This is a genomic window from Sulfurimonas crateris, assembly GCF_005217605.1.
In the GTDB taxonomy this organism is placed as follows: domain Bacteria; phylum Campylobacterota; class Campylobacteria; order Campylobacterales; family Sulfurimonadaceae; genus Sulfurimonas; species Sulfurimonas crateris.
Genome location: NZ_SZPX01000004.1, coordinates 91,305 through 114,719, shown reverse-complemented (window position 1 = coordinate 114,719; position 23,415 = coordinate 91,305). Strand labels below are relative to the sequence as shown.

The window sequence follows — 23,415 nt, the reverse complement described above, 5'->3', positions numbered from 1 at the left end:
CTTAAAATAACTGTGTTGCCCAGTTCCAAAATTTATTGAAGGCTCCGGCCTCATCCTCTTTTTTACTCTTCTTCATGGATATAGAGACCATCCCCTCTTTTTTCTCACTCCCTTGCTCTTGGAGGTGAGGTGTAGAGACATCAGGCTCTTGGGTAAGGTTTATACTTGCATGACCCGTATGAACCTCATTTGAGTGTCTAACTCTTTTATTTACATCTATCTCATACTGAGTGTATGCGGATGCCGAGTACATAACAAGACCTACGGCACTTGAGTACTCTGCTGAGCGAAGGTTGTCAAAAAGACCGTCCATCTCTTTTGGTTTTGCAAGACGTACGGGCACTGAACCAAACGTTGCAACGGCAAGCTCTCTCATCCCTTCCATTTGGGAAAATCCGCCTGTAAGAACTATTCCTGCACCAATTTTATCTTTTAATCCGCTGTTTTCTATAAACTGAGCTAGTATCATCAAAGTCTCTTCAACTCTTGCATAGATAACATTGTGTACGACTTCTAAAGAGACTTCGTGTGTAGTGTTCTCATCGCCTATTATCGGGAGCTCTATTAGGTCGCTGCTAGGATTTAGAAGTGAGCCGTAGTTTAATTTTACGCTCTCGGCAATATTTAGAGGAGTGTGAAGTGCCATTGAAAGATCACTTGTTACGTGGTTTGAGCCTACGCCCAAAAAGTCGTTGTATCTTATGGAGTTGCCTGAATGGATGGTTATATTGCTTGTATTTCCGCCCATATCAATAACTGCAACACCAAGCTCTTTTTCATCATCATTAAGTGTAGCTATTGAAGATGCGTAACCTGTTAGTACAATGTTCTCAACTTCGACACCCGCACCACGGACAGCTTTTCTTAAGTTATTAAGGTTTGATTTTTGTGTTGTGATGATATGTGTCTCGACCTCAAGTCTTGAAGCATTCATCCCAAGCGGATCTTCTATGTAGTCTTGGTCATCTGCTTTGAAGTTATATGGAAGTGCATGAAGTACTTCATACTCGTTTGGAATATTGGCATTGTAAAGAGATGTCTGCATTACACGCTCTATCTCTTTAAAACTGACCTCTTTGTTTTGAATGTTTACGATACCGCTGGAGTTTAGGCTCTTTGTGTAAGCGCCTGAAATAGAGACTATTGCAGTGTTTACTTCGCTGCCTGAGACTCTTTTTGCGTCATTTAGCGCTGTTTTTATAGATCTTGAAGCAAGCTCTATGTTTGTTATGCTTCCTTTTTTGAGACCTTGCGCTTTGCAAGTTCCCGCTCCTGTTATAGCTATGGAGTTATCGTCAGCTATCTCTGCGATAATTGCACATATCTTTGTCGAACCAATATCTATGGCTAAAACAGTTCTGCTCAACTTAGAGTCCTTCGATAAAAATCTCGGTTTTGTACTTGTTTTGCAGGTTTTTTATCAACCCTTCGTTAAACATAGCACTTTTCAATCTGGCAATAACATCACCTTGATTGCTGTTATCGTTTTCAAGCAGTTTTTGTTCCAAGATGTTATACATAACAATGTTTCCGCTATCCAAAGTAATATAGCCTCTTTTCGTATTTTTTGTAATAAGAGTGTTCAAGAACTCGTTAGCGTCACTCTCACTTAGATCCGTTAGCTTGTTATAATCATTAACCGTTATAAAATCGGTCGTTTTGCCTTTAAATGTAGCAAAAGAGTTTTTTGCAAGCTCTGAGACCCTTCTTTTTCTCTCTTGCTCAACATACATAGCTATCGCTTCGCTTTTAGCCTCTTCATAGCTTTTTGGCTGTGACTGGTTGACTTTTAAAAGCTCGAACGTAAAGTAATCCTCTCCGACCATTACAGGCTTAGAGAAAGGAGATAGAGGAGTCAGGTTTGATACTACGTCAATAGCGTCTTTGCTAAAAGGGTTGTTTGATATTGAGATAGTCGCATCTTTTACCTCTAAATCTTTAGCTTCTCCCTTTTTGTATGCAATATATCCTCTTAGAGCCTCTTTTTTAGTCTCTTTAGCATTTAGCTCGCTAACAACCATGCTTTTTGCATCTTCCAGCGGGAGTATTTTGCCTTCGCTGTCTTTAAAGTTTAGTTTGTTCTCATCATAGTATTGAATGATAGTTGCATCGTCAAACTCAAGTGATAGTTTTGGCTGTTTGATGAACTTTACATCATAGCTTACTTCGCTCATAAAACTGCTCTTCATCATCTCCCAAAAAGGCTTTATTGCTACATCTGAAGTGTCAATGTTTATTTGGCTTGCATCTAATAGTTTATACTCTATCTTATCTGCGATGTTCATGGCAGTATTTAAGATTTCATACTCACTCTCTTGTGCCACGGCAGGCAGAAGGCTAAGTGCTTTTTTGATGAGAAGCTCTTTTCTTACGTCAGCTTCATACTCTTTGATGCTTAGGTTGTTTCTTGATAGAACCTGCTTGTATATCTCTTTGTCGAAAACACCATCTTTATGGAAAAAATCCTGCTTTTTGATCTCATCTAGCAGCTCTGCGTCGCTTATCTGAAGATCATAAGACTTAGCCAGATTGAGCACGAGTGCCTGCTGTGTTAAAAACTGAAGAGCTTGTGATTTAAGACCGAAACTTTTTGCTTTCTCCTCATCAAATTCTCCCTGAAACATCTGTGAGTATTGATTGTAAAGATTTGAATAACTTTTTTGAAGTTCGCCCATTGTTATCTCGACACTGCCAACTTTGGCAACTGCTCCGGCTTTGTCTCCGTAGCTGTATTGACCCCATCCGACAAAGCCGGCACCGACAAAAGCGATTGTGGAAATCCAAATAGTTATTATGAGATATTTTTTATGTCTCTGCATCCATGTGATCATCGATTTCAAGCCTTATTTATGATATTTTCGTAATTTTATGTAAATTCGTATTAAACCTTGATAAAGAGAGCTTGGGATAATAATTACTAATAAGAATATTAATGAAAAGGTGGTAAGATTTACATACAAAGAGTTAGAGAAAGGATTTTATATGAGCAATATAGATAAGTATTCAAATATTAAAGAAGAGTTGCCAAAATTGCCCGAAGTATTGCTAAATACGATTCAATCAGACGTATTAGAGATAAAGAGTATAGATAAAGAGTGTGAGAAGTATATTAAAACCTGCTCACAAATGCCGGAGTTTAAAGATGCATTTTATGTTGTTTACTCAAAATATATCGACAGAGACAACCATAAGTACGAGAAGTTTATTTTTCTCTCAAAGGATGGTGAAGAGCTCTTTGACGTAAGCGGAGCGGAGATGGAGCTTCACGGACTCTTGGCATGTACAAACCTTGAGTTTACTCCTGAGTATGAAGCCGTAGAGTTGAAAAAATAGTATATGAATAATTTAGAGTTAAAAAATAGAGACTTGGAGGTTTTGTGGCATCCATGTACGCAGATGAAAGACCATGAAACACTCCCTTTGATCCCCATTAAAAAGGCACATGGAGTATATCTGGAAGATTTTGACGGCAACTCATATATAGATGCAGTCAGCAGCTGGTGGGTAAATCTTTTCGGGCATACTAACAGTTATATAAACGAAAAAATTAAAGAGCAGTTAGAGACGTTAGAGCATGTTATTTTGGCTGGGTTTACCCATGAACAGGTGGTTAGACTCTCTGAGAGGTTAGTTAAACTAACGCCAAAAGGGCTTAGTAAATGTTTCTATGCCGATAACGGCTCAAGTGCCGTTGAAGTCGCCCTGAAGATGAGCTTTCATGCACACAAGAACAGCGGAGCTGATAAAAAGGTTTTTGTCTCTCTTGGCAACTCCTACCATGGTGAGACAATAGGCGCACTTAGTGTGGGCGATGTAAAACTTTACAAAGATACTTATGAGCCGCTTCTTATAAGAAGCATTCAGACACCCGTTCCAAAAGATATGAGCATAGAATCAGCAAGAGAAGCAGCCCTGCTTTTTGGAGAGTTGTGTGAAGAGAGAGCAGATGAGATAAGCGCCATTATACTTGAACCTCTTGTCCAGGGCGCAGGTTCTATGCATATGTACCATAAAGAGTTTTTGGTCTTGGTGCGTGACATTTGCAACAGTTACGACATTCACATGATAGCCGATGAAGTGATGGTAGGTTTTGGAAGAACGGGAGAGATGTTTGCATGCCAGAGCGCTAACATAACACCTGATTTTATAGTGCTCTCAAAAGGGCTTACAGGCGGCTACCTGCCGCTATCTGTAGTACTAACAACAGATGAGATATATGCCAAATTTTATTGTGACTATAACGAGCACAAAGCATTTCTGCATTCTCATAGTTATACAGGCAACGCTCTTGCGTGCGCCGCTGCAAATGCGACGCTTGATATTTTTGAGAGAGATAACGTTATAGAAAAGAACAGAGAGACAGCCGAGTATATGGGAGACAAACTCTCAAAGTTTAAGAATCTTGAAAACGTAGAGTCAATCAGACAGACAGGTATGATCTGCGCAGTGGAGCTAAAAGGGTACAAACCCGAAGAGAGAATAGGGCTTATGGTCTATCAATATGGGCTTGATAACGGTGTTTTGCTACGCCCGCTCGGTCATATAGTCTACTTTATGCCGCCATATATCATCACAAAAGATGAGTGCGACAAGATGATGGATACTGCTTATGAGGCAATAAAGAGTCTACTTCTATAGCTATGCAATAAAACGAACTTGTCCGTTTTATTGGCATGGACTAAAGTCCCTACAACCCCCTAAAGCTACGAAAAACAAGTTTTTCGAGAATTTTAATCAAATGCGGTATCGTTTTTTGTGTTATCAAGCAGAAGGAGTCTGCAGCTCTTCTCTAAGATGGCGATCTTCTTCGCCATCTCATGAATATCTCTGTTAAAAGTGTAGACCCCATAGCCTCTTATGACCATAATGTCCGTTTTTTTACTCTGAAAATAGTAGGCGATTTCACTGCTTGCTCTCTCATACCAATCATCAAAACTTCTCGGGTCTACTATCTCAATAGAGCCCAGCTCTTTGTATCCAAAGTAATCTTTTGGGGTAATAATATTGTGATCCAGCGAATATGCCGTCGTAAAAGGGGGCATACTAAAACAGATAAATTTAGCATCCGATATTTGGGAGTAGATGCTGTGATGAATATTTGAGTCAATACTCGCCTGGTTCCATCTGTAATCTTTTTTATAATAAAGCTCTATAAGAGAGCTGCTATCAAGAGCGTCAAAGATAGCCTCTTTTGTGTTGATGAGAAAGCGGTTTGATTCAGTTTTTGCAGAGATGGAACCGTGATAGATGCCGAAAAAATCTTTTCTAAACATTGAGAGGGCGAGTGCGTATAGTTTCTTTTTTAGATGTTCTTTGTTCATTTAAAATTGCTCTTTTATTAAGATATAAAAGTTTATCACAAACCCTACTTTAAAACAACACCATTAAAGTATTCAACCTCAATTCAAGCATCTAAAAAAGAAACATATAGTATAAAATCGTTTTTAAAACACCTATATTAATTCTAAAGTAAAATTATGAACAAAAGAACCGCAAAACTCTCTCTTTTGTCGCTGATCGCTTCATCGCTATATGCTGAGTTTGATTATGATGCAGAGGTGAGGCTGCGCTTTGAGAGTTTTGATAATATGAACGAGAAATATTACGGAACAAAGCCAATGATCGGAGAGAGCCGTGATAGCTATCTTATGACAAGAGTTCGATTTGGAGTTGGATATAAGTTTAACGATAACTGGAGTGCAAAACTCTCAATGCAGGACTCAAGAGTTATTGACTGGGGATTTAAGAGCGATGACTTCTACAATAGAGAGTTTGGAGAGGTCAACAGCTCACAGACAGACAGTTTTGAGCTTGGCAAAACATTTCTGGAGTATAAAAACAAGAAGATGACCGTTACTGTAGGAAGACAGAGCATCTCGTACGGTGATTCAAGAGTTTTTGGTCCAGGAGAGTGGAAAAACTCAGGAAAATGGATATGGGATGCAGTGAAAGTTTCGCTAAAAGAGGGAGATAATTTTTTAGATTTTTTCTACGGCGCTACCATGCTTCACGATCCTGACGACTTTAGTCTGAACCATCGTCACGGCTATTACGGCGGCGGAGTGTACGGACATTATGCTTATAAAAAAAGTGCTGCGATCGAGCCGATATTTGCATATAAAACAAATGAGAGGAAAAATGAGCTCTACAACTCATTGGAGAATTTTTATGCAGGAGCAAGAGTTTACGACAGGGATATAAATAGATTTTTTTATGATATGACCTATATAAAATCTTTTGGTGATTATACGAAAGTGACAGATGAGAAGGTCTACATTGATGCTGTTGGCTATCATCTTGAGGGAGGTTACAATTTTAAATCTTTAAATACTAAAGTCGGTCTTGGTCACTCGTACGCAAGCGGCGATGACCCAAATACGAAAGAGAGGGAGACCTTTGATGCCGTATTTGGAGCAAGCGACAAGTATTACGGAAGACTTAATCTTGTGCAGTGGAATAATCTCAAAGATTATGAGCTCTTTGCAATTTTGACACCCGATTCTAAAACAAGTATCAAGATCGAGTATCATAAACTTTATGCCCATCAGCAAAGCAACAAGTGGATGAGTTATACGATAGCATCTATGCAAAATGACCACTACGGGGATGAGATCGATATTTTTACGACTTACAGATACTCAAAAAGTATCAATTTTCTTGTGGGAGCAGGCTATTTTATGAGCGGAGGCTACATAAGAGAGGCAGCAACAAAGAACGGCTACATTACGGATGATAATGCAGTGGGTTTTGTCGCTCAGGTTGCCTATAACTTTTAGTTTAAAAAAACTTTCTATTTAAACCAGCTTTTCATCTTTTCGATGGCAGAGTCCAAAACACTCTCATGCGGTTTTGACTCTATGCCGAAAGACTCTTGGAGCTTGCTAAGAAGTTCACGCTGCTCATCTGTGAGTTTTTTAGGGTAGGTGATGTTGACCTGTGCAATGAGATCTCCCTTGCCGTGACCGTGAACATCCTCTATGCCCTCATTTCTAAAGAGGAACTGCTGCTTGTCTTTTGTGCCTACATCAAGTTTAAGCTCCAGCTCGCCAGTTAGTGAAGGGATAGTGAGGCTCTCTCCCGAGACTGCCTGAGTAAAAAAGACAGGAATTGCGATGTAGACGTCATTTCCGTCTCTTTGAAAGTGCTTATCCGGTCTTACGTTAAAAGTGACGTAAAGATCGCCTCTATCTCCACGTTTACCGATATTTCCTTTTCCTGAGACTCTAAGGCGGTTACCGCTGTCGATCCCTTTTGGGATCTTGATGGTTACGTTGCCCTTCTCTTCATGGTATCCTCTACCGTCGCAGCTACCACAAGGTGCTGATGGCGCAGAACCGCTTCCGTGACAAACAGGGCAGGTTTGAGAGAATGTCATAAAACCCTGTTTCATAAAGACTTGACCCTGTCCTCTACATTGATGACAAGTTGAAAGTTTGCCATCCTTTGCACCGGTACCCTTACAGCTGTTACAAGAGTTTTTATACTTAAACTCAACATCTTTTTCGCAGCCAAATACCGCTTCGTTGAAACTTATTGTCATATCGACGTTCATATCAAGCGGGTACTTCTCCATATCTGCCGGATTTTGACGGCGTCGTGATGAGCCTCCAAAACCGCTGAACATCTCTTCAAATATCGAACCTAGATCATCAAAACCTGCTGATGAGCGGCCTCTGCCGCCGCCCATTCCTTGAAGTCCCTCTTTGCCGTATCTGTCGTAAATGCTTCTCTGTTTGTCGTCACTTAGACATTGATAAGCTTCGTTGCACAATTTAAATTTGTGTTCGGCTTCGCTGTCACCCGGATTTTTGTCGGGATGATAAATTTTTGCCATTTTTCTGTAAGCTTTTTTGATCGTAGTTTGGTCCGCATCTCTTGAGACCTCTAATATTTCGTAATAGCTTAAATCTTGCATACTTTTTTCTATCCTAACGTCTAAAATTTTTTTGCAATTATAACGTTTTAAATTTAATCTATGTATAATCCCTCTTATGAAACATTTAATACTCTATTTAAGCGCATTTTTACTCTTTACAGGCTGCTCAAAAGAGCCTCAGGTATGTTTTTCAAATATGCCTGAGACCGATCTTTACAAGAGTGACTTTAGCCAGCTTCCAAATTGGCACGGGGAGGATTATGCAAACGCTCTGGAGTCATTTGTGCAAAGCTGTAAAACGGCTAAAACAAAAGAGATCTACGCTGATCTGTGCATCAGAGCAGCAGACGTAACAGATGCAAAAGAGTTTTTAACTACTTATTTTACCCCTTATAAAATCGCTCTTCCAGAGAGCTCGCAAGAGGGGCTTTTAACAGGCTACTACGAACCTGAACTAAAAGGTTCACTGAGTAAAAAAGAGCCATATATCTACCCTCTTTACAGAACTCCAAAAGATCTGGTGATCGTTGATCTTAGCGAGCAGTATCCGGAACTTAAAAGTTACAGATTAAGAGGTAAACTTGTAGGCAACAGGCTTGTGCCTTACCATGAGAGAAAAGATGCTGTAGAGAATGAACTTGATGCAGAGGTGATCTGCTATACTGATTCAAAGATCGATCTCTTCTTTTTGGAAGTTCAAGGATCGGGAAGAGTTACTCTTGATGATGGAAGTGCTATTTTTGTCGGGTATGAGAACCAAAATGGGCACAAATACGCCTCGATAGGGAAATATCTTGTAAATATCGGTGAGATACCTTTAGAAAATATTTCGCTTCAAAGCATAAAAGCGTGGCTACAGCAGAACCCTTCAAGGATAGATGAAGTACTTAACTACAATAAGTCTATGGTCTTTTTTAGAGAAAAAGAGCATGCGGCAAGCGGTTCGCTTGGAGTCGTGCTTACGCCTACACGCTCAATTGCGGTAGATAGAAAATATATTCCTCTTGGAAGCATGCTCTATTTAAGTGCGCAAGATGAAGTTGTAGAGTTTAACCGCGTCGTTATGGCTCAAGATACGGGCGGTGCCATAAAGGGAAGCGTGAGAGCGGATATGTTTATGGGATATGGAGAGGAAGCAAAAGAGGTTGCAGGCAGACTAAAAGCACCTCTAAAACTCTGGATACTTCTGCCAAAAGAGAACTCTTAATGAACGGTTCTTTAGAGAAGTTTAACAAGCTTGTAGATGCCCTGCAGGAGCTCCCGACTATCGGGAAGAAATCGGCAACAAGGCTCGCTTACCATATGGTCATGAAAGATAGTTTTGTGGGTATGAAGATCTCTCATGCGATAGAAGAGGCTCTTGGAACCCTTAAACAGTGCTCTTCATGCGGCGGGATGAGCGAAGATGAACTCTGTTTCATCTGCTGTGACGATAGCAGAGATGAGACGCTTTTGTGCATAGTCGAGAACGCAAAAGATATATTGCTTCTAGAAGAGAACGCGCTCTTTGGCGGAAGATACTTTGTCTTGGAGTCGTTGGCGGAGTTTGATTTCTCAAAGCTTGAAAAACTGGTCTCCTCAGGAATCAATGAGATAGTCTTTGCGTTAACGCCATCCATTGCAAATGATGCTGTTATGTTATATATTGAAGATAAATTAAGTAATTTTAATATAAACTACTCAAAAATTGCTCAGGGCGTTCCGACCGGAGTAAGTTTGGAAAATATTGATATTTTGTCTTTGACGAGGGCTTTGACGGATAGAGTAAAGGTATGATTTGAGATCTGTTTATTTTGCTTTTGCTATTACTTTTGTAATAACATTGACGGGTTGTAGTTCAAAGTCGGTGGAAAAACCGAGTGAGGTTGCTATTGAGCAAGAGAGTGGTGACTTTAACGGTGAACTTGAAGGTTTTGCGGATGAGTTTGAGGTAGAAGAGGTCTATGACCCTTTTAGCGGCTACAACAGAGCTATGACAACTTTTAATGACAAGGCTTATGAATATGCAATTAAACCAGTTGCAGAAGGCTACAAGTGGGTTTTGCACGAAGATATCAGGGAGAGTGTGGATAATTTTTTCAAAAACCTCTACTTCCCGATGCGTTTTGTAAATAACGTGCTTCAGGGAAAAATGCGCAATGCAGCTGAGGAGAGCGTTCGTTTTGTTGTTAACTCAACAGCAGGAGTTCTTGGGCTTTTCGACGTGGCAAAGAAATATTGCGAGCTTGAACCTCATAACGAGGATTTCGGACAGACATTGGGATTTTACGGAGTGGGCAGTGGCCCTCATATAGTTCTGCCTCTTTTAGGACCATCAAATCTAAGAGACCTTATTGGAATGTATCCTGATTCGTACCTAAGCCCTCTTGATTATACCGAGAGAAACTACGATACTTTGACAGATACGCCTGCAGAGTATCTTGGAGCAAAAACGCTTGAAAAAGTGAACTACGTCTCATTGAACATAGATTGGTATGATGACATCAAAAGGGATGCGGTAGACCTCTATCCATATTTGAGAGATATGTATGAGCAGTATAGAGATAAACAGATCAAGGAGTAGTAGTGAAGAGTATCTTTAAAAAAATTTTGGCGGTCCTTGCACCGTTCATTTTATCTTATAACCTTCAAGCAGATGAGCAGAGTGAGCTTAAGAGCCGCTTTTTAAACAAGATAGATGAGATAATAGTCATAGTAGAGAACAAGAACATCACAAAAGAGCAGAGAAACGCGGATATAGTCAAATCTATATCGCCAATGTTCGATTTTGAGCTAATGGCTAAACTAAGCCTTGGCAGCACTTGGAAAGAGCTCTCTGCAAGTGATGCAAAAAGGTTTGTAGAGCTTTATGTAGAGCGTATGAAGCAGTCATACTCCGCGAAGATAGACGCTTATGAGGGTGAGAAGGTAGAAATAAATAAGATACAACAGCCAAAATCTAACAGAATGGCATTCTTTACAGACCTAGTAGGAAAAGAGGAGAAGCTTGAGATAGTCTACAAGTTCCACAAGCCAAGTCAGAGCATACAAGGCAAAGAGGATTGGCTCGTTTACGATGTGGAGATACTGGGAGTAAGCATCCTAAAGACTGACAGAGCACAGTTTAAAGAGTTTTTACGTACTAAGAGCATAGGCGAACTGATGGACGCTTTGGCTAAGCAGTCATAGATAATGTTAAACACCATATACCAAAATTACATTTTAAAATACCCAAAAATCGTTTTAGCTCTTATGAGTGTTTTCATACTCATAATGGCTCTTTTTGCCTTCAAACTTGAGATAGATGCAAGTGCCGAGACACTTCTGCTTGAGGATGACAAAGATCTTGAATATACAAGAGATGTGCTCAAGCGTTTTGAAGCACCGAACTTTCTGGTTGTCACATATACTACACAAGATGATCTTTTAAGCGATGAGAATATTGCAAACATTAAGGAGCTAAGCTCTCAGATAGAGACGCTAGAGATAGTAGAGAGCATTAACTCCATAGTAAACGTTCCTCTTTTACAGTCTCCGCCCATTCCGCTAAAAGAGCTTTTAAAAGATATACCCACGCTGGAATCTCAAAATATTGACAAAAAGCTTGTCAAACAGGAGTTCTTGACAAGTGCGGTCTATAAAGAGAACCTTGTAAGCGATGACTTTGGAACTACCGCTTTGATGGTAAACCTTAAAAGAGATGAGAAGTACTTCTCTCTTATAGACAACAGAGACAGATTTGTAAAGCTTAAAAAGCAAAAGGAACTTAGTAAAGCGGAGAGAGAGGGGTACAAAAAGGCCCAGATAGAGCTTAAAGAGTATAGAGATATTTTAAGAGAAGAGACCCATCAAGTAATAGTAAAACTAAGAGAGATCCTTAAAAATTTTGAGCAGGAGCACAGCAGCGTTAAGCTCCATTTAGGCGGAGTCGAGATGATCGCCGATGATATGGTCGAGTTTGTAAAATATGACCTCAAAACTTTCGGCGGACTTATAGTAGTGCTTCTTATAGTCATATTATATATCCTTCTAAAAAAGGTACAGTGGGTTATCATAGCGCTTTTTATCTGCACCACCTCGCTTATTGTAACAAGCGGCTTTTTAGGGCTTTTTGGATGGGAGATAACCGTTGTCTCCTCAAATTATATCTCACTGCAACTTATCATGAATATGTCTCTGGTGGTGCACCTAATAGTGAGATATAAAGAGTTATATGCCCATGATAAACATGATACACAGATGGATATAACACTAGACACTGTTCTCTCTATGGCAAAGCCATCTTTCTTCGTTGTAATCACTACCATTGCAGGATTTAGTTCTCTGGTTTTTAGCTCCATCTTGCCTGTTATAAACTTTGGCTGGATGATGAGTGTGGGAATAATCGTATCTCTTGTTCTTACATACATTCTCTTTCCGATAATTTTGCTTCTCTTTGAGAAAAAAGAGTCTCTCGAATTTGGCAAAGGCGGCGCTCCATTTACTGCTAAGGTAGCGCATTTCGCCTTTCACTATAGAAAAACAATTCTTATCTCAGCCCTGTTTGTTGTGATTTTCTCCATATCCGGTGCTACTAAGCTCAGAGTTGAGAACAGTTTTATAGACTACTTTAAACAAGATACCGAGATATATAAGGGAATGGCTCTAATTGACCAAAAACTAGGCGGGACTACGCCGCTTGATGTCATCTTGACATTTAAAGAGAGCAGTGATGAGGTAGCCTCTGTTGAGGTGGCGGGATCAGGTGAAGATGAAGAGCTAGATTCCTTCGCAGATGAGTTCGAGGAGAGTGTTGAGGACAAAGAGAAGTACTGGTTTACGCAAACCAAGATGCACAAGATAAAAGAGGTTCATGAGTACCTTGACTCTCTTGAGGCAGTGGGAAAAGTGCTCTCGCTCTCAACGACAGGAGAGATTTTAAAGGTCTTAAATGACGGAAAAGAGGCTGACGGTCTTACACTTGCACTTATGTACAAAGAGCTGCCTGATAAGTATAGAAAGATCATACTGACACCTTACGTTGATATAGAAAAGAATCAGGTAAGGATAAGTACCAGAATCATCGACTCTATGCCGAATCTTCAAAGAGATCTACTTATAAAAAAGATAAATATGGATCTAAAAGAGATGCTAGATCCAGAGTATGAAGAGCACAAGATGGCAAATCTTTTGATCATGTACAACAATATGCTTCAGTCACTCTTCGATTCGCAGATCAAGACAATTGGAGTGGTTGTTCTCATACTATTTTTAATGTTTTTAGCACTCTTTAGAAGCCTAAAAATTGCGATCATAGCAATTATCGCAAACATTATTCCCGTAGGTACTATTTTTGGATTTATGGGGTGGATGGACATACCGCTTGATATGATGACCATAACTATCGCAGCCATCAGCATAGGCATAGCGGTTGACGATACCATACACTACATCTACAGATACTCTCTGCTTTACAACCGCACAAACGACGCGAAAGCTTCTATGTTCATGGCGCACAAAAGTATTGGAACTGCAATGTTCTACACCTCTACCATCATTATGATAGGTTTTTGTATCTTGGTGCTCTCCAACTTTCTGCCGACTATCTATTTTGGACTTCTTACCATGATAGCTATGTTTATGGCTATCGTTGCAGACTTGCTTCTTCTTCCTGTACTGCTGTTAATTTTTGGTATCTAAAAACTCTAAAATAAGTGCCATCCGCTGATAGTGAATATTTAGGTCTTTGTCGGCGAACGGATGTTCATACTTCTCCCCATCGAGCGTTTTGGCACCTCTCTCTTTTGCACTCTCTCTTAGCGGGGATGTCATGCTACTAGGAAGAACAGAATCACTTTGTGCAGTGATCACAAAAATTTTACTGGCATCTTTGGGGATATTTTCCAGCGGGTCTATGGATTTTGGACATCCAAACGGGGAGAGAAAACTCGGAGCAGAATCTATAACAGCCGCATCATATTCTAAACCAGAGCCTATGACGTTTAACATTACCGCACCGCCAAGCGAGATGCCGTAGAGCAGTTTTCTTTTGTATCTTTTATTTAGCGTTTGGGTTATCTCTTTGTAGTCCTCTATTATCGCTTTTATGCGTCTAGCTCCCTCTGAGTTTGCATATCCTCTGTAGTCGTAAACGTAAACATCGTAGCCTCTTTGTGAGAAGCTATTTAGCATAACGACCATCTGATCGGAGAGCATTGTATTTCCCATAGCGACCAAAATATACCCTTTTGGAGAGGTGTTTGCGTAGCCGTTATTTGAGGAGTATCTGTAACCTCTAAGCGTTTTGCCATCAGACGTCACGTATTGGCTTGGCTCTATAAATGGAATATTAGCGACTATACTGCTCTCAGGTTTGGGCGTCATAGAGCTCCAGATCCAAAAAACGAACGGCTCAAAAAAAGTGCCGCAAAGAGCCTCTTCTCTATTATTTGCATATATATTTATGGCAAAAAGAGAGACTAAAAGCAGTGAAAAAAGCGATTTTCTCATACTACTCCCCACCAAACGAAACAATATGATCTGTCGTCATTGAGACTCTATCTTTATAGCGTACGTTATCGGTTATGCCATCAAAACTGCCGCTCATCATGGAGTAGATATAAAAGTGAGGGTTTTTAGCATATAGACTTCTTAACATGTAGATAATTGTCTTTGGCGAGATATGGTGGCTTAGGTTTAGAGTGCTCTGCAGAGCCAAAGAGCAAGCCAGAGCGTAGGGATTTTTATCATCATGGCAGGTGTCTATAAAGATTATCTCATCAGCATCTTGAAGCTCTAAGACCGTCTCGGGCGTGAGTTGATGAGCAGAAAATAGTTTTGTCTCTTTTAGCGGAAGTTTTTGCAGCTCTTTTATGACATCAAGCCCGAAAGCATCCTCGCCTCTAATAGAGCTGCCATACCCTATGACGGCTCTCATCAGTTTCTCTCGATCACTTGGATCACTTTTTTGTTGTGGTCGCGCACCTCGATTTTAGACGAGACTATTCCCAGTGCGTGCGTAGAACAGCTAAGGCATGGGTCAAAACATCTTATGACCGCTTCGACTCTGTTTAGCGCGCCGTCTGTTATGTTTTTGCTATCCACAAACGCAAGGGCTGTCTGTTTTACTCCAGCGTTCATTGCAAGGTTGTTGTTTCCCGTCGCAATGATGAGATTTACGGCTGTTATGATGCCGTCTTTTGTGACTTGGTAGTCGTGAAAGAGTGTTCCTCTTGGTGCTTCCGAACACCCGACACCTCTTAGGTTGCTTATTTTTGAGGTAACTTTTACATTTTCGCTTATCGTCTCATCGTCATTTAAAAGCTCTTCTATTTTCTCGATGGCGTAGATAATTTCGATAAGCCTTGCGTAGTGGTAGTAAAATGAGTTTAAAACAGGTTTGCCGCCACCAAGCGCCTTGAATTTTTTAAGCTCCTCGTCCGCCAAAGGAGTGCCGCAGCTTTGTGCTATGTTTAGTCTTGCAAGTGCTCCCACTCTGTACATTCCATTCTTGTAGCCAAGCGGTTTGTAGTATGGAGATTTTAGGTAGCTGTCCTCTTCCACCGCTTCGCCGATAAACTCTCTGTAATCTTGCGGATTGATTTTATCTTTGAGAATATTTCCCTCGCTGTCCATAAAACAGAGCTCTCCGTCGTAGTGCTCAAGCGTTCTTTGCTCATTTGAGAGCGCCATAAAAAGAGATGAAAAAGTAGCAAATGAGTCTATCTCTTTTTGAAACTTATGAAGATTTGTTTTAAAAAACTCTAGCGCACTTTGCGCTATTTTCATCATATCCGGGATTTGTGAGAGTATCGCCTCTTTTTGGCTTTGCTCTATTTTATGCTCCACTCCGCCTGGTACTATTCCTGTGGGGTGGATTCTTTTTCCCGCCAACTCCTCTATGATCTTTTGCCCGAATGCTCTTAGATTTATGCCGTCCCTTGCCATTTGAGGATGTGTCTGCATCATCTTAAAGATATTTCTATCCTCTTTTGGCGCGTCAAAACCGTATATAAAATCTGGACTTGAGAGGTGAAAAAAGTTTAGCGTGTGGGATTGCAATATCTGAGCCAGATTTATGATCTTTCGTATGTTTATGCCAGCTTGCGGAGGAGTTATAGCTAAAATCTCATCTATGGCTTTTGTGGATGCTATAACGTGGCTGACTGGGCAGATACCGCAAGTTCTGGCGGTTATTGCTGGCATTTCGGTGTAGATTCTGCCCTCGCAAAACTTCTCAAATCCGCGGTATTGCGTTACATGTATTTTTGCATCTTCTACTTTGCCGCTCTCATCAAGGTCGATTGTTATCTTTGCATGCCCCTCAATTCTGGTTACTGGGTCGATTATGATTTTTTTGCTATCCATTGTTACTTTCCAAATCTTGTAAGGGAGTGTATATTTATCTCTCTGCCCTCTATGAGCGCTTTAAGCATCTCATATATTGCATCTGAGGGAGTAGGGCAACCTGGAAGAAAGTAGTCTACATGTACAACTTCATGCAGAGGCAAAACTTTATCTAGGAGTTTGGGCACAATTTTGGATGGATACGTATTGCTCTTATTTGTATCTGCCAAATCTAAATAACCCCTCTCTAAAACCGCATCACTGCCAAAGAGGTTTTTCATAGCCGAGACATTTCCCGTAATCGCGCAATCTCCAAGAGCGAGTATGAGTTTTGAGTTTTCTCTTATCTTCTTTATCATAGCTATGTCATGGTCACTGCTGAGCGCACCCTCAACTATGGCTAAATCAACATCCTTTGGAAACTCTTTTGCATCGACATAAGGGCTGTAAACGACATCGACATACTCGGCGATCTCTATAAGTTTTTCATCCATATCCAAAATCGACATGTGACACCCTGAACAGCCATCAAGCCAAAGAGTTGCAAGGCGTAATTTTTTTGGAGAATCTTTTGTCATTTTTACCTACTTGTTTTTTAATAATTCAAACAGTGCTATATTGATGAAATAGACATCTCTGCCCATTTTTATACTTTTGAGAATTCCAATATCTTCCATCGATTTGAGATATGATGATGCTGTTTTTCTTGTAATCACAAGTGTATCAACTAAGAAACTTATTTTTGTATAAGGATGCGAAAAAAGCAGTTCAAGCAAATCTTTGGAGTATAATCTTGTAAGCTCTTTTGATAGCTTCTCTTTTGTGTCTTCCATCAGAATATTGATGTCGTTGATGAGCCTGATACTGTCTTTGGCAGTCTCGTCCACCCCTGTAAGAACGTATAGTGTCCACTCTGCCCATGCCTCTTTTGTGCGTACTTCATTTAGAAGTCTATAGTAATCATTTTTGGTTTTGATGATATAAGAGCTCATATACAAAATAGGAAGTTCAAGCAGTCCGTAAAGCATCAAGAAAAGAATATTGATGATTCTTCCGGTTCGTCCGTTGCCATCATAAAATGGATGAATGGATTCAAATTGGTAGTGAATAATTGCCATCTTGACCAGTATGTCAAAATCATCCAAATCTGGATTATTGATATAATGTTCTAGGTTATCCATTAGAGTTTGAATATCTGCTGGATTTTGAGGAGGCATATATATTATTTCGCCGCTTTTTTCATTTTTGAGCACTGTTCCGCTTTGGGTTCGCATACCCGCTTGATTTTCTTCTAAAATTTGCTGAATCTCTACAATATGTTTTTTGAGCAGCAGATTGTTAGTTTTAACTAGCTCAAAACCTCTATAAAGTGCTTCACGGTATCTTTGTACCTCTTTTGCTTGATAAGAGATATTTGCGCCGCCCAAATGTGCACGGTAAAGTTCATCGTGTGTAGTGATGATGTTTTCTATTTCTGATGAGTCTTTTGCTTCTTGAAGTGAGAGCGCATTGACGAGTATGCTTTGGTTTGGTATAGAACGAGCAACACCTTTTAGCTCGGCAAGTGCTTTGTTGGCACTGATGATTTTTTTGAGAACACCCTTTGTTTCTAACTCTTTGTGTATCGGCAATTTTAGAGGAATGTACTCTTTTTGCATTTTTTTACACCTGTGGTTTGAATATGGGCATTATTTGCATTATTTTACCCAAATCTTTTAAGTATGTGTTATTTTTTTAAATTTTTACCCATATTTATAAAAACATCTAGAGGTAATAAGTGATTTAATTATTCACTTTCAAGTGCTATTTTTTAATGCAATAAATGATTACAATAAGTATGAGTTTGAATTGAAAATAATCCTTAGTGCCAAATGTTATGGACTAACACAATTAATTAAGTTTGTTAAAAAACAATGTTATAATCGCAGTATAAAAATATTTAGTAGAGGGTGTGTTTCATGCATACAATAAAATTGAGTGTTTCAGATGAAATATATGCGCAGATAGTTTCTCTGTTTCAAACATTTCCATCAAACGAACTTAAAGTTGTTGAAGATACTCCTTCTTTTGTAGTGAGTGATGTAGATGAAGCCAAAGAAAGAGTTTTCCAAGCAGAAAAAAATGCCAAATATATAGACCATGATGAGTTTGTAAAAGAGATAGATAGCCATATAGATTCTTTATGAAAATAGTTTATGAAGAGCATTTTGTAAAATCATTTAAAAATATACTTAACTACATCGCCCTAGATAAAAAATCAGCTGCCAAAACCTTTAAAACAAAACTTATAACCCATATAAAGCAAATCCCAAATAATCCAAAAATGTATAAAAAATCATTTTATAGCGATGATGAAACATACAGAGATATGGTATTTCAAGGCTATACAGTAACCTATAAAATTGAACAAACGGAGATAAAAATTTTAGAAATCTTCAAATGGCAAGATAAATAGCTTATTCCCCCCTGTTTTTTATAAGCTCCGTAATAATATCTCTCTTTTTAATGACCTCTTCTTCGCTGATATCTTTCTCATAAAGCGCACCAGTCGGGCAGACATAGACGCATTTGCCGCAGCTTGTGCAACTCTGCGAATCAGCCCACGGCTCATCCATATCATGCACTATTCTCATATTTAGCCCTCTGCCTGCCAAATCAAGCGCGTGTGCGCCCTCGATCTCATCGCAGACACGGATACATCTTGTGCAGAGTATGCATCTATTTGGGTCATTGACGAAATTTTTATGCGAAGCGTCTATCTCAAACCTTTGGTTTAGATACGGCACTTCGGAGTGTTCAAGTTCAAGCTCTACCGACTTGTTTTGCAGTTCGCAGTCTCCGTTTGCAACGCAGGTTGAGCATACGTGAGAGCGCTCGGAAAACATCATGGAGAGTATCATCTTCCTTGCGGCCTCTATCTGGGGTGAAGAAGTAGTTACTTCCATCCCCTCTTTTATCTTTGCGGTACATGCGGGGGTAGGCTCATGGCTCCCCTTTATCTCCACTATGCACATTCTGCACGAGCCAACACAGCTAAGTCCTTCCATGTAACACATGGTAGGGATCTCGATGTTGTTGTCGCGCGCAACTTCTAAAATAGTCTGGTTAGACTGCCCAGTTACGCAGATATCGTTTATTTTAAAGCTTTTTACTCTTACTTTTTCTCTAATCATCACAAATTCCTGCCAAATATTCATCTTCAAAGTATCTTATTGTGCTTAAAACCGGATTTGGCGCAGTCTGTCCAAGCCCGCAAAGACTCGTACTCTTTACCATTTTACACATCTCTTTTAGAAGTTCAAAATCTTTTTTTGTAGCCTCTTTTTTTATAAACTTATCCAAAAGAAGTGTAAGCTCGGTTGTGCCTACTCTGCAAGGCGTGCATTTTCCGCACGATTCGCTTCTGCAAAAGTCCATAAAGAAGCGCGCGATCTCGACCATATTTGAACTGTCGTCTATAACTATCAGTCCGCCGCTTCCCATAATGGAGCCTGCACTTTTTAGCGACTCATAATCAACCTGCAGGTCTAAAAGATGCTCTGGAATACACCCTCCGCTAGGTCCTCCCGACTGTATAGCTTTAAATTTTCGCCCCTCTTCAACTCCGCCGCCGATGTCAAAAATAAGCTCTCTTAAGGTCGTTCCCATCTCAACTTCTACGAGTCCACTGTTTTTTATATGCCCGGTGAGTGCAAAAACTTTTGTTCCGCTTGAGTTCTCTGTTCCGATTGCTCTAAACCATGCCCCGCCGTTTTTTATGATCGGTGCAATGTTTGCTAGTGTTTCGACATTGTTTAAAAGGGTAGGTTGACCCCAAAGACCGTGATCACTTAGATGAGGCGGTTTTTGCCTTGGATGTCCGCGATTCCCTTCTATTGAAGCTATAAGTGCGGTTGCTTCTCCGCAAACAAACGCGCCTGCACCGAGGCGAATTTCAACACTGAAATTAAAACCGCTGTGAGCGATATTTTCTCCCAAAATCCCAAGTTTTGTTGCCTGTTTTATGGCTCTGTTTAGTTTCTCTACCGCTATTGGGTACTCGGCGCGAACATAGATATAACCTTTGTTGGCACCGCAGGCATAACCTGCAATCGCCATTCCTTCCAATACTCTGTGAGGATCGCCCTCCATAACCGCTCTGTCCATAAAAGCTCCAGGGTCGCCCTCATCACCGTTGCAGATGATGTACTTCTGCTCGCTTATCACTTTTGAAACGCTCTCCCACTTAAGCCCCGTCGGATAGCCTCCGCCGCCGCGACCGCGAAGAGCGCTTATTTTTACCTCTTCGATAACCTCTTTTGGGCTCATCTCATCTAGCACTTTAAAAAGTGACATGTAGCCGCCGTGAGCTATATAATCCTCTATGTCGTCAGGGTCGATAAGACCTTCGTTCTCAAGAACGATTCTTCTCTGTTTTGTGTAAAAAGGAGTTGAACGCTCAGAGCTAATCTCTTTTGGATTTTTTTCATTCTCTTCTCTTTTTTTGCTCGCTAACTCTTGGAGCTCTGCGGTTGATGTTATCATTTTATCATCTCCTCAATATCGCATAGTGGATTTTCAAGCGATACTTTACCTTTTATCTGCTCATCACAGACTATAACGGGAGCCAAAGAGCATGAGCCGAAACATCTCGCAGTAAGTAGCGATAAAGCTTCATCCGATGTAGTTTCACCCGCTTTAATGCCAAATCTTTTTTCTATCTTCTCAAGGATCTTGTCAGAGCCTTTTATATAACAGGCAGTTCCCAAACATACAACGATGTTATGTCTGCCTTTTGGTTTTAGTCTGAAGTGGTTGTAAAAGGTAGCAACACCGTAAACTTTTGAGTATGGGAGTTTTAATCTTTTGGCGATGTATTTGAGCGTGTCAATACCCAAATATCCGAATGTCTCTTGAGCGCTGTGAAGAACTTCGATGAGCGCGTTCTTCTCATAAGAGAGCTTTTTCATGCTCTTTTCCAGTGTTCTGTATCTATCGTCTGCGCTAATATCCATCTCATAATATCCTTCATAGGAAACTTTCTCTATTATAAGGAACAATTTATTAAAATAGTCTAATCTTTACAAAAAAGGCGGCAGATAATGTGCAAAGATTGCGGATGCAGTATAACGGAGCATACACATGAACATACTCACGATATGCAAAACGTCCATGCAAACCCTCAGCTAAATGACGCAAAGACCATAGAGGTAATTGAGAAGATTTTGGATAAAAATGACCATGAGGCATCTCATAACAGAGCACATTTTGAGAGTCACAATATTTTGGCGATAAACATTATGAGCAGCCCAGGAAGCGGAAAAACAGCTCTTTTAGAGAAGTTTGCCCAGCTGGCAAAGTTCAGATTTGCCGTTATAGAGGGGGATTTGCAGACTTCAAGGGATGCAGAGAGACTAATAGCCAAAGGCATAGATGCCTATCAGATACAAACAGGGAGTGCGTGTCATTTGGATGCTTTTATGGTTCATAAAGCGCTTCATCACATAGACTTAGATAGGGTGGATGTCTGTTTTGTGGAGAATGTCGGAAACCTTGTATGTCCAGCCTCTTATGATGTTGGAACACATCTCAACATCGTTCTTGTAAGTGTTCCTGAGGGAAATGACAAGATAGCAAAATACCCCGTGATGTTTCGCAAAGCCGACTTGGTACTTATAACAAAAACAGACCTTCTGCCATACATCGAGTTTGACGTTGAGGCTGAGAAAAAAGAGGCTAGAAAGCTGAAACCAAACGTTGACATCTTGGAGGTGAGCATTAAGGATGACGCCTCAGTGCAGAGAGTGCTCAACTGGATAGAGTTTAAAAGAGAGATGAGATAATGTGCCTCTCAATCCCAAGCCGCGTAACAAAGATAGACAAAGAGAGAAATGTAGCCACTGTCGATACGATGGGAGTGAGCCGCGAAGCTTCGCTCGACCTTATGGAGGAGGGAAGTGTAGCGGTGGGGGATTATGTACTTATACATGTAGGTTTTATAATGAACAAAATCGACAATGAAGATGCCCTGCTTAGCTTAGAAGCGTTTGATGAGATAGCAAGAAGAATGGACGATGATGAGTAGAGAGCTGGGGTTAAAAGAGCTCTATTTAGGCTTTAGAGACCCAAAGGCGATAAAAGTCTATGCAAAGCTTATAGAGCAAGAAGCCCAAAAAATACCAAATGAGGTAAACATCATGGAGGTATGCGGCGGACATACGCATGCCATTATGAAGTACGGTTTAAACCAGCTTCTGCCAAAAAATGTTAAGTTTGTTCACGGTCCCGGCTGTCCTGTCTGCATCATGCCAAAGGAGAGGATAGACCACGCCTATGTTCTATCTGAGCAAAAAGATGTCATTCTGATAACTCTTGGAGATATGATAAAAGTCCCGGGAAGCCGCGGAACGCTTCAAGATGCAAGAGCAAAGGGAAGCGACGTCAGATTTGTCTACTCTCCTATGGACACGCTTAAAATCGCCGCGCAAAACCCAGATAAAACAGTTATATTTTTTGCCATAGGTTTTGAGACGACAACGCCAATGACAGCGGCACTTATCAATCAAGTTATAGAGAAGCGCATCAATAACATCCTCTTTCACATAAACCACGTAACCGTTCCTGAGCCGATGAGGGTTTTGCTTGACGATGAGACAAACAAGATAGACGCTTTCATAGGACCTGCGCATGTCAGTGTTATCAGCGGAAGCAAGATTTACGATGAATTTCCCCGCGATTATAAGAAGCCTCTAGTTGTAAGCGGTTTTGAGCCTGTTGATGTTATGAAGTCGGTTTTAATGATTTTAAAACAGTTGAGTGAAGGCAGATGTGAAGTTGAGGTCGAGTACAGCAGAAGCGTAACACACGATGGCAATACAGAGGCGCAAAAACTAAATAACATGTACTTTGAGAAAAGAGAGCATTTTAGATGGCGCGGCATCGGCGACATTGCAAAGAGTGCATTGAAGTTAAAAGATGAGTACGGCTATCTTGATGCTGAGGTTTTTTACAAAGAGATACTGCCAAATGAGAAGATAGATGACCATAAACTCTGCATCTGCGGAGATATTTTAAAGGGCAAGGCAAACCCCGTAGAGTGCAAAGTCTTCGGCAAAGCCTGTACGCCATCAAGCCCGCTTGGAAGCTGTATGGTAAGCAGTGAGGGAGCATGTGCCGCGTACTATAAGTATGGGAATCTGTTATAATGTTTTGAGAATCTTAGCATTTTATTAAAAAAATATAAGGGTGTTTATAAA

Annotated in this window: 25 protein-coding genes; 13 read left to right on the top strand and 12 right to left on the bottom strand. The window is 40.4% G+C overall.

From position 1 onward, the window contains the following. Nucleotide 1 precedes the first annotated feature (1 nt). Together ftsA and FCU45_RS05985 are read right to left on the bottom strand one after the other, a co-directional pair. Nucleotides 2-1,366, bottom strand: coding sequence for a cell division protein FtsA (ftsA, locus tag FCU45_RS05990; protein ID WP_137013317.1), 1,365 nt, complete (start codon nt 1,364-1,366; stop codon nt 2-4). 1 nt (nt 1,367) lies between these two features. Next, nucleotides 1,368-2,831: a peptidylprolyl isomerase gene (locus FCU45_RS05985; RefSeq protein ID WP_137013315.1), complete on the bottom strand. Its 1,464-nt coding sequence runs from the start codon at nt 2,829-2,831 to the stop codon at nt 1,368-1,370. A gap of 151 nt (nt 2,832-2,982) precedes the next feature. On the opposite strand from FCU45_RS05985, the gene FCU45_RS05980 reads away from it, so the two are divergent. Next, entirely contained in the window at nt 2,983-3,333 is a 351-nt protein-coding gene (locus tag FCU45_RS05980; RefSeq protein WP_137013313.1) for a hypothetical protein, read from the top strand. Nucleotides 3,334-3,336: 3 nt separating this feature from the next. Then, nucleotides 3,337-4,638 (top strand): adenosylmethionine--8-amino-7-oxononanoate transaminase, encoded by a 1,302-nt coding sequence (locus tag FCU45_RS05975; RefSeq protein WP_137013311.1) that lies wholly within the window; start codon nt 3,337-3,339, stop codon nt 4,636-4,638. 92 nt (nt 4,639-4,730) lie between these two features. Here FCU45_RS05975 and FCU45_RS05970 read toward each other — a convergent pair whose 3' ends face one another. After that, the gene (locus FCU45_RS05970; protein WP_137013309.1) at nt 4,731-5,321 is read right to left on the bottom strand and encodes a class II aldolase and adducin N-terminal domain-containing protein; all 591 of its coding nucleotides are present in this window, start codon (nt 5,319-5,321) and stop codon (nt 4,731-4,733) included. A 156-nt stretch (nt 5,322-5,477) separates the two neighbouring features. Here FCU45_RS05970 and FCU45_RS05965 point away from each other — a divergent pair, with 156 nt between their 5' ends. After that, nucleotides 5,478-6,776, top strand: a complete 1,299-nt coding sequence (locus FCU45_RS05965; RefSeq protein WP_137013307.1) for an alginate export family protein — start codon at nt 5,478-5,480, stop codon at nt 6,774-6,776. A gap of 14 nt (nt 6,777-6,790) precedes the next feature. Here the strand turns inward: FCU45_RS05965 and dnaJ are convergent, their stop codons facing one another. Then, nucleotides 6,791-7,915, bottom strand: a complete 1,125-nt coding sequence (dnaJ, locus tag FCU45_RS05960; RefSeq protein WP_137013305.1) for a molecular chaperone DnaJ — start codon at nt 7,913-7,915, stop codon at nt 6,791-6,793. 76 nt (nt 7,916-7,991) lie between these two features. Between dnaJ and mltA the strand changes: the two genes are divergently transcribed. Genes mltA through FCU45_RS05935 form a run of 5 tightly spaced genes read left to right on the top strand, consistent with a single transcriptional unit; the run spans nt 7,992 to nt 13,534 of the window. Next, nucleotides 7,992-9,083 (top strand): murein transglycosylase A, encoded by a 1,092-nt coding sequence (mltA, locus tag FCU45_RS05955; RefSeq protein WP_137013303.1) that lies wholly within the window; start codon nt 7,992-7,994, stop codon nt 9,081-9,083. Beyond that, entirely contained in the window at nt 9,083-9,652 is a 570-nt protein-coding gene (recR, locus tag FCU45_RS05950; protein ID WP_137013301.1) for a recombination mediator RecR, read from the top strand. Before mltA ends, recR begins: the two co-directional genes overlap by 1 nt. 1 nt (nt 9,653) lies before the next feature. Continuing rightward, nucleotides 9,654-10,439 carry an MlaA family lipoprotein gene (locus FCU45_RS05945; protein ID WP_137013299.1) on the top strand — a complete coding sequence of 262 codons (786 nt, stop codon included), beginning with the start codon at nt 9,654-9,656 and terminating at the stop codon, nt 10,437-10,439. A gap of 2 nt (nt 10,440-10,441) precedes the next feature. Next, nucleotides 10,442-11,044 (top strand): Tgt2/MlaC family protein, encoded by a 603-nt coding sequence (locus tag FCU45_RS05940; RefSeq protein ID WP_137013297.1) that lies wholly within the window; start codon nt 10,442-10,444, stop codon nt 11,042-11,044. Nucleotides 11,045-11,047: 3 nt separating this feature from the next. Next, nucleotides 11,048-13,534 carry an efflux RND transporter permease subunit gene (locus tag FCU45_RS05935; protein ID WP_137013295.1) on the top strand — a complete coding sequence of 829 codons (2,487 nt, stop codon included), beginning with the start codon at nt 11,048-11,050 and terminating at the stop codon, nt 13,532-13,534. Here FCU45_RS05935 and FCU45_RS05930 read toward each other — a convergent pair. From FCU45_RS05930 to FCU45_RS05910, 5 genes are read right to left on the bottom strand one after another with little or no spacing between them, the layout of a single operon-like run. Further along, complete coding sequence (locus FCU45_RS05930; RefSeq protein ID WP_137013293.1) at nt 13,517-14,344, bottom strand: alpha/beta hydrolase; 828 nt, start codon at nt 14,342-14,344, stop codon at nt 13,517-13,519. The two genes, FCU45_RS05935 and FCU45_RS05930, sit on opposite strands and share 18 nt — an antisense overlap. A gap of 1 nt (nt 14,345) precedes the next feature. Beyond that, nucleotides 14,346-14,771 carry a hypothetical protein gene (locus FCU45_RS05925; RefSeq protein ID WP_137013291.1) on the bottom strand — a complete coding sequence of 142 codons (426 nt, stop codon included), beginning with the start codon at nt 14,769-14,771 and terminating at the stop codon, nt 14,346-14,348. Then, entirely contained in the window at nt 14,771-16,201 is a 1,431-nt protein-coding gene (locus FCU45_RS05920) for a Ni/Fe hydrogenase subunit alpha (RefSeq protein ID WP_137013289.1), read from the bottom strand. The genes FCU45_RS05925 and FCU45_RS05920 overlap by 1 nt, the downstream gene beginning before the upstream one ends. A gap of 2 nt (nt 16,202-16,203) precedes the next feature. Beyond that, nucleotides 16,204-16,758 carry an NADH-quinone oxidoreductase subunit B family protein gene (locus tag FCU45_RS05915; RefSeq protein WP_137013287.1) on the bottom strand — a complete coding sequence of 185 codons (555 nt, stop codon included), beginning with the start codon at nt 16,756-16,758 and terminating at the stop codon, nt 16,204-16,206. A gap of 6 nt (nt 16,759-16,764) precedes the next feature. Beyond that, nucleotides 16,765-17,838, bottom strand: a complete 1,074-nt coding sequence (locus FCU45_RS05910) for a Fic family protein (RefSeq protein WP_137013285.1) — start codon at nt 17,836-17,838, stop codon at nt 16,765-16,767. A gap of 300 nt (nt 17,839-18,138) precedes the next feature. On the opposite strand from FCU45_RS05910, the gene FCU45_RS05905 reads away from it, so the two are divergent. After that, nucleotides 18,139-18,366, top strand: coding sequence for a hypothetical protein (locus FCU45_RS05905; protein ID WP_137013283.1), 228 nt, complete (start codon nt 18,139-18,141; stop codon nt 18,364-18,366). After that, a complete protein-coding gene (locus FCU45_RS05900) occupies nt 18,363-18,635 on the top strand; it encodes a type II toxin-antitoxin system RelE/ParE family toxin (protein ID WP_137013281.1) in 273 nt (90 codons plus the stop codon). The genes FCU45_RS05905 and FCU45_RS05900 overlap by 4 nt, the downstream gene beginning before the upstream one ends. A 1-nt stretch (nt 18,636) precedes the next feature. Here FCU45_RS05900 and FCU45_RS05895 read toward each other — a convergent pair whose 3' ends face one another. From FCU45_RS05895 to FCU45_RS05885, 3 genes are read right to left on the bottom strand one after another with little or no spacing between them, the layout of a single operon-like run. Continuing rightward, nucleotides 18,637-19,353, bottom strand: a complete 717-nt coding sequence (locus tag FCU45_RS05895; protein ID WP_223175811.1) for a 2Fe-2S iron-sulfur cluster-binding protein — start codon at nt 19,351-19,353, stop codon at nt 18,637-18,639. Beyond that, on the bottom strand, nt 19,346-20,704 hold the full coding sequence (locus FCU45_RS05890) for a complex I 51 kDa subunit family protein (RefSeq protein ID WP_137013277.1): 1,359 nt from the start codon (nt 20,702-20,704) through the stop codon (nt 19,346-19,348). Before FCU45_RS05890 ends, FCU45_RS05895 begins: the two co-directional genes overlap by 8 nt. Beyond that, entirely contained in the window at nt 20,701-21,174 is a 474-nt protein-coding gene (locus FCU45_RS05885) for an NAD(P)H-dependent oxidoreductase subunit E (RefSeq protein WP_137013275.1), read from the bottom strand. The genes FCU45_RS05890 and FCU45_RS05885 overlap by 4 nt, the downstream gene beginning before the upstream one ends. Nucleotides 21,175-21,261: 87 nt before the next feature. Here FCU45_RS05885 and hypB point away from each other — a divergent pair, with 87 nt between their 5' ends. Genes hypB through hypD form a run of 3 tightly spaced genes read left to right on the top strand, consistent with a single transcriptional unit; the run spans nt 21,262 to nt 23,364 of the window. After that, complete coding sequence (hypB, locus tag FCU45_RS05880; RefSeq protein ID WP_137013273.1) at nt 21,262-22,002, top strand: hydrogenase nickel incorporation protein HypB; 741 nt, start codon at nt 21,262-21,264, stop codon at nt 22,000-22,002. Next, on the top strand, nt 22,002-22,244 hold the full coding sequence (locus tag FCU45_RS05875; RefSeq protein ID WP_137013271.1) for a HypC/HybG/HupF family hydrogenase formation chaperone: 243 nt from the start codon (nt 22,002-22,004) through the stop codon (nt 22,242-22,244). The genes hypB and FCU45_RS05875 overlap by 1 nt, the downstream gene beginning before the upstream one ends. Next, complete coding sequence (gene hypD / locus FCU45_RS05870) at nt 22,237-23,364, top strand: hydrogenase formation protein HypD (RefSeq protein ID WP_137013270.1); 1,128 nt, start codon at nt 22,237-22,239, stop codon at nt 23,362-23,364. The genes FCU45_RS05875 and hypD overlap by 8 nt, the downstream gene beginning before the upstream one ends. Nucleotides 23,365-23,415: the final 51 nt, after the last annotated feature.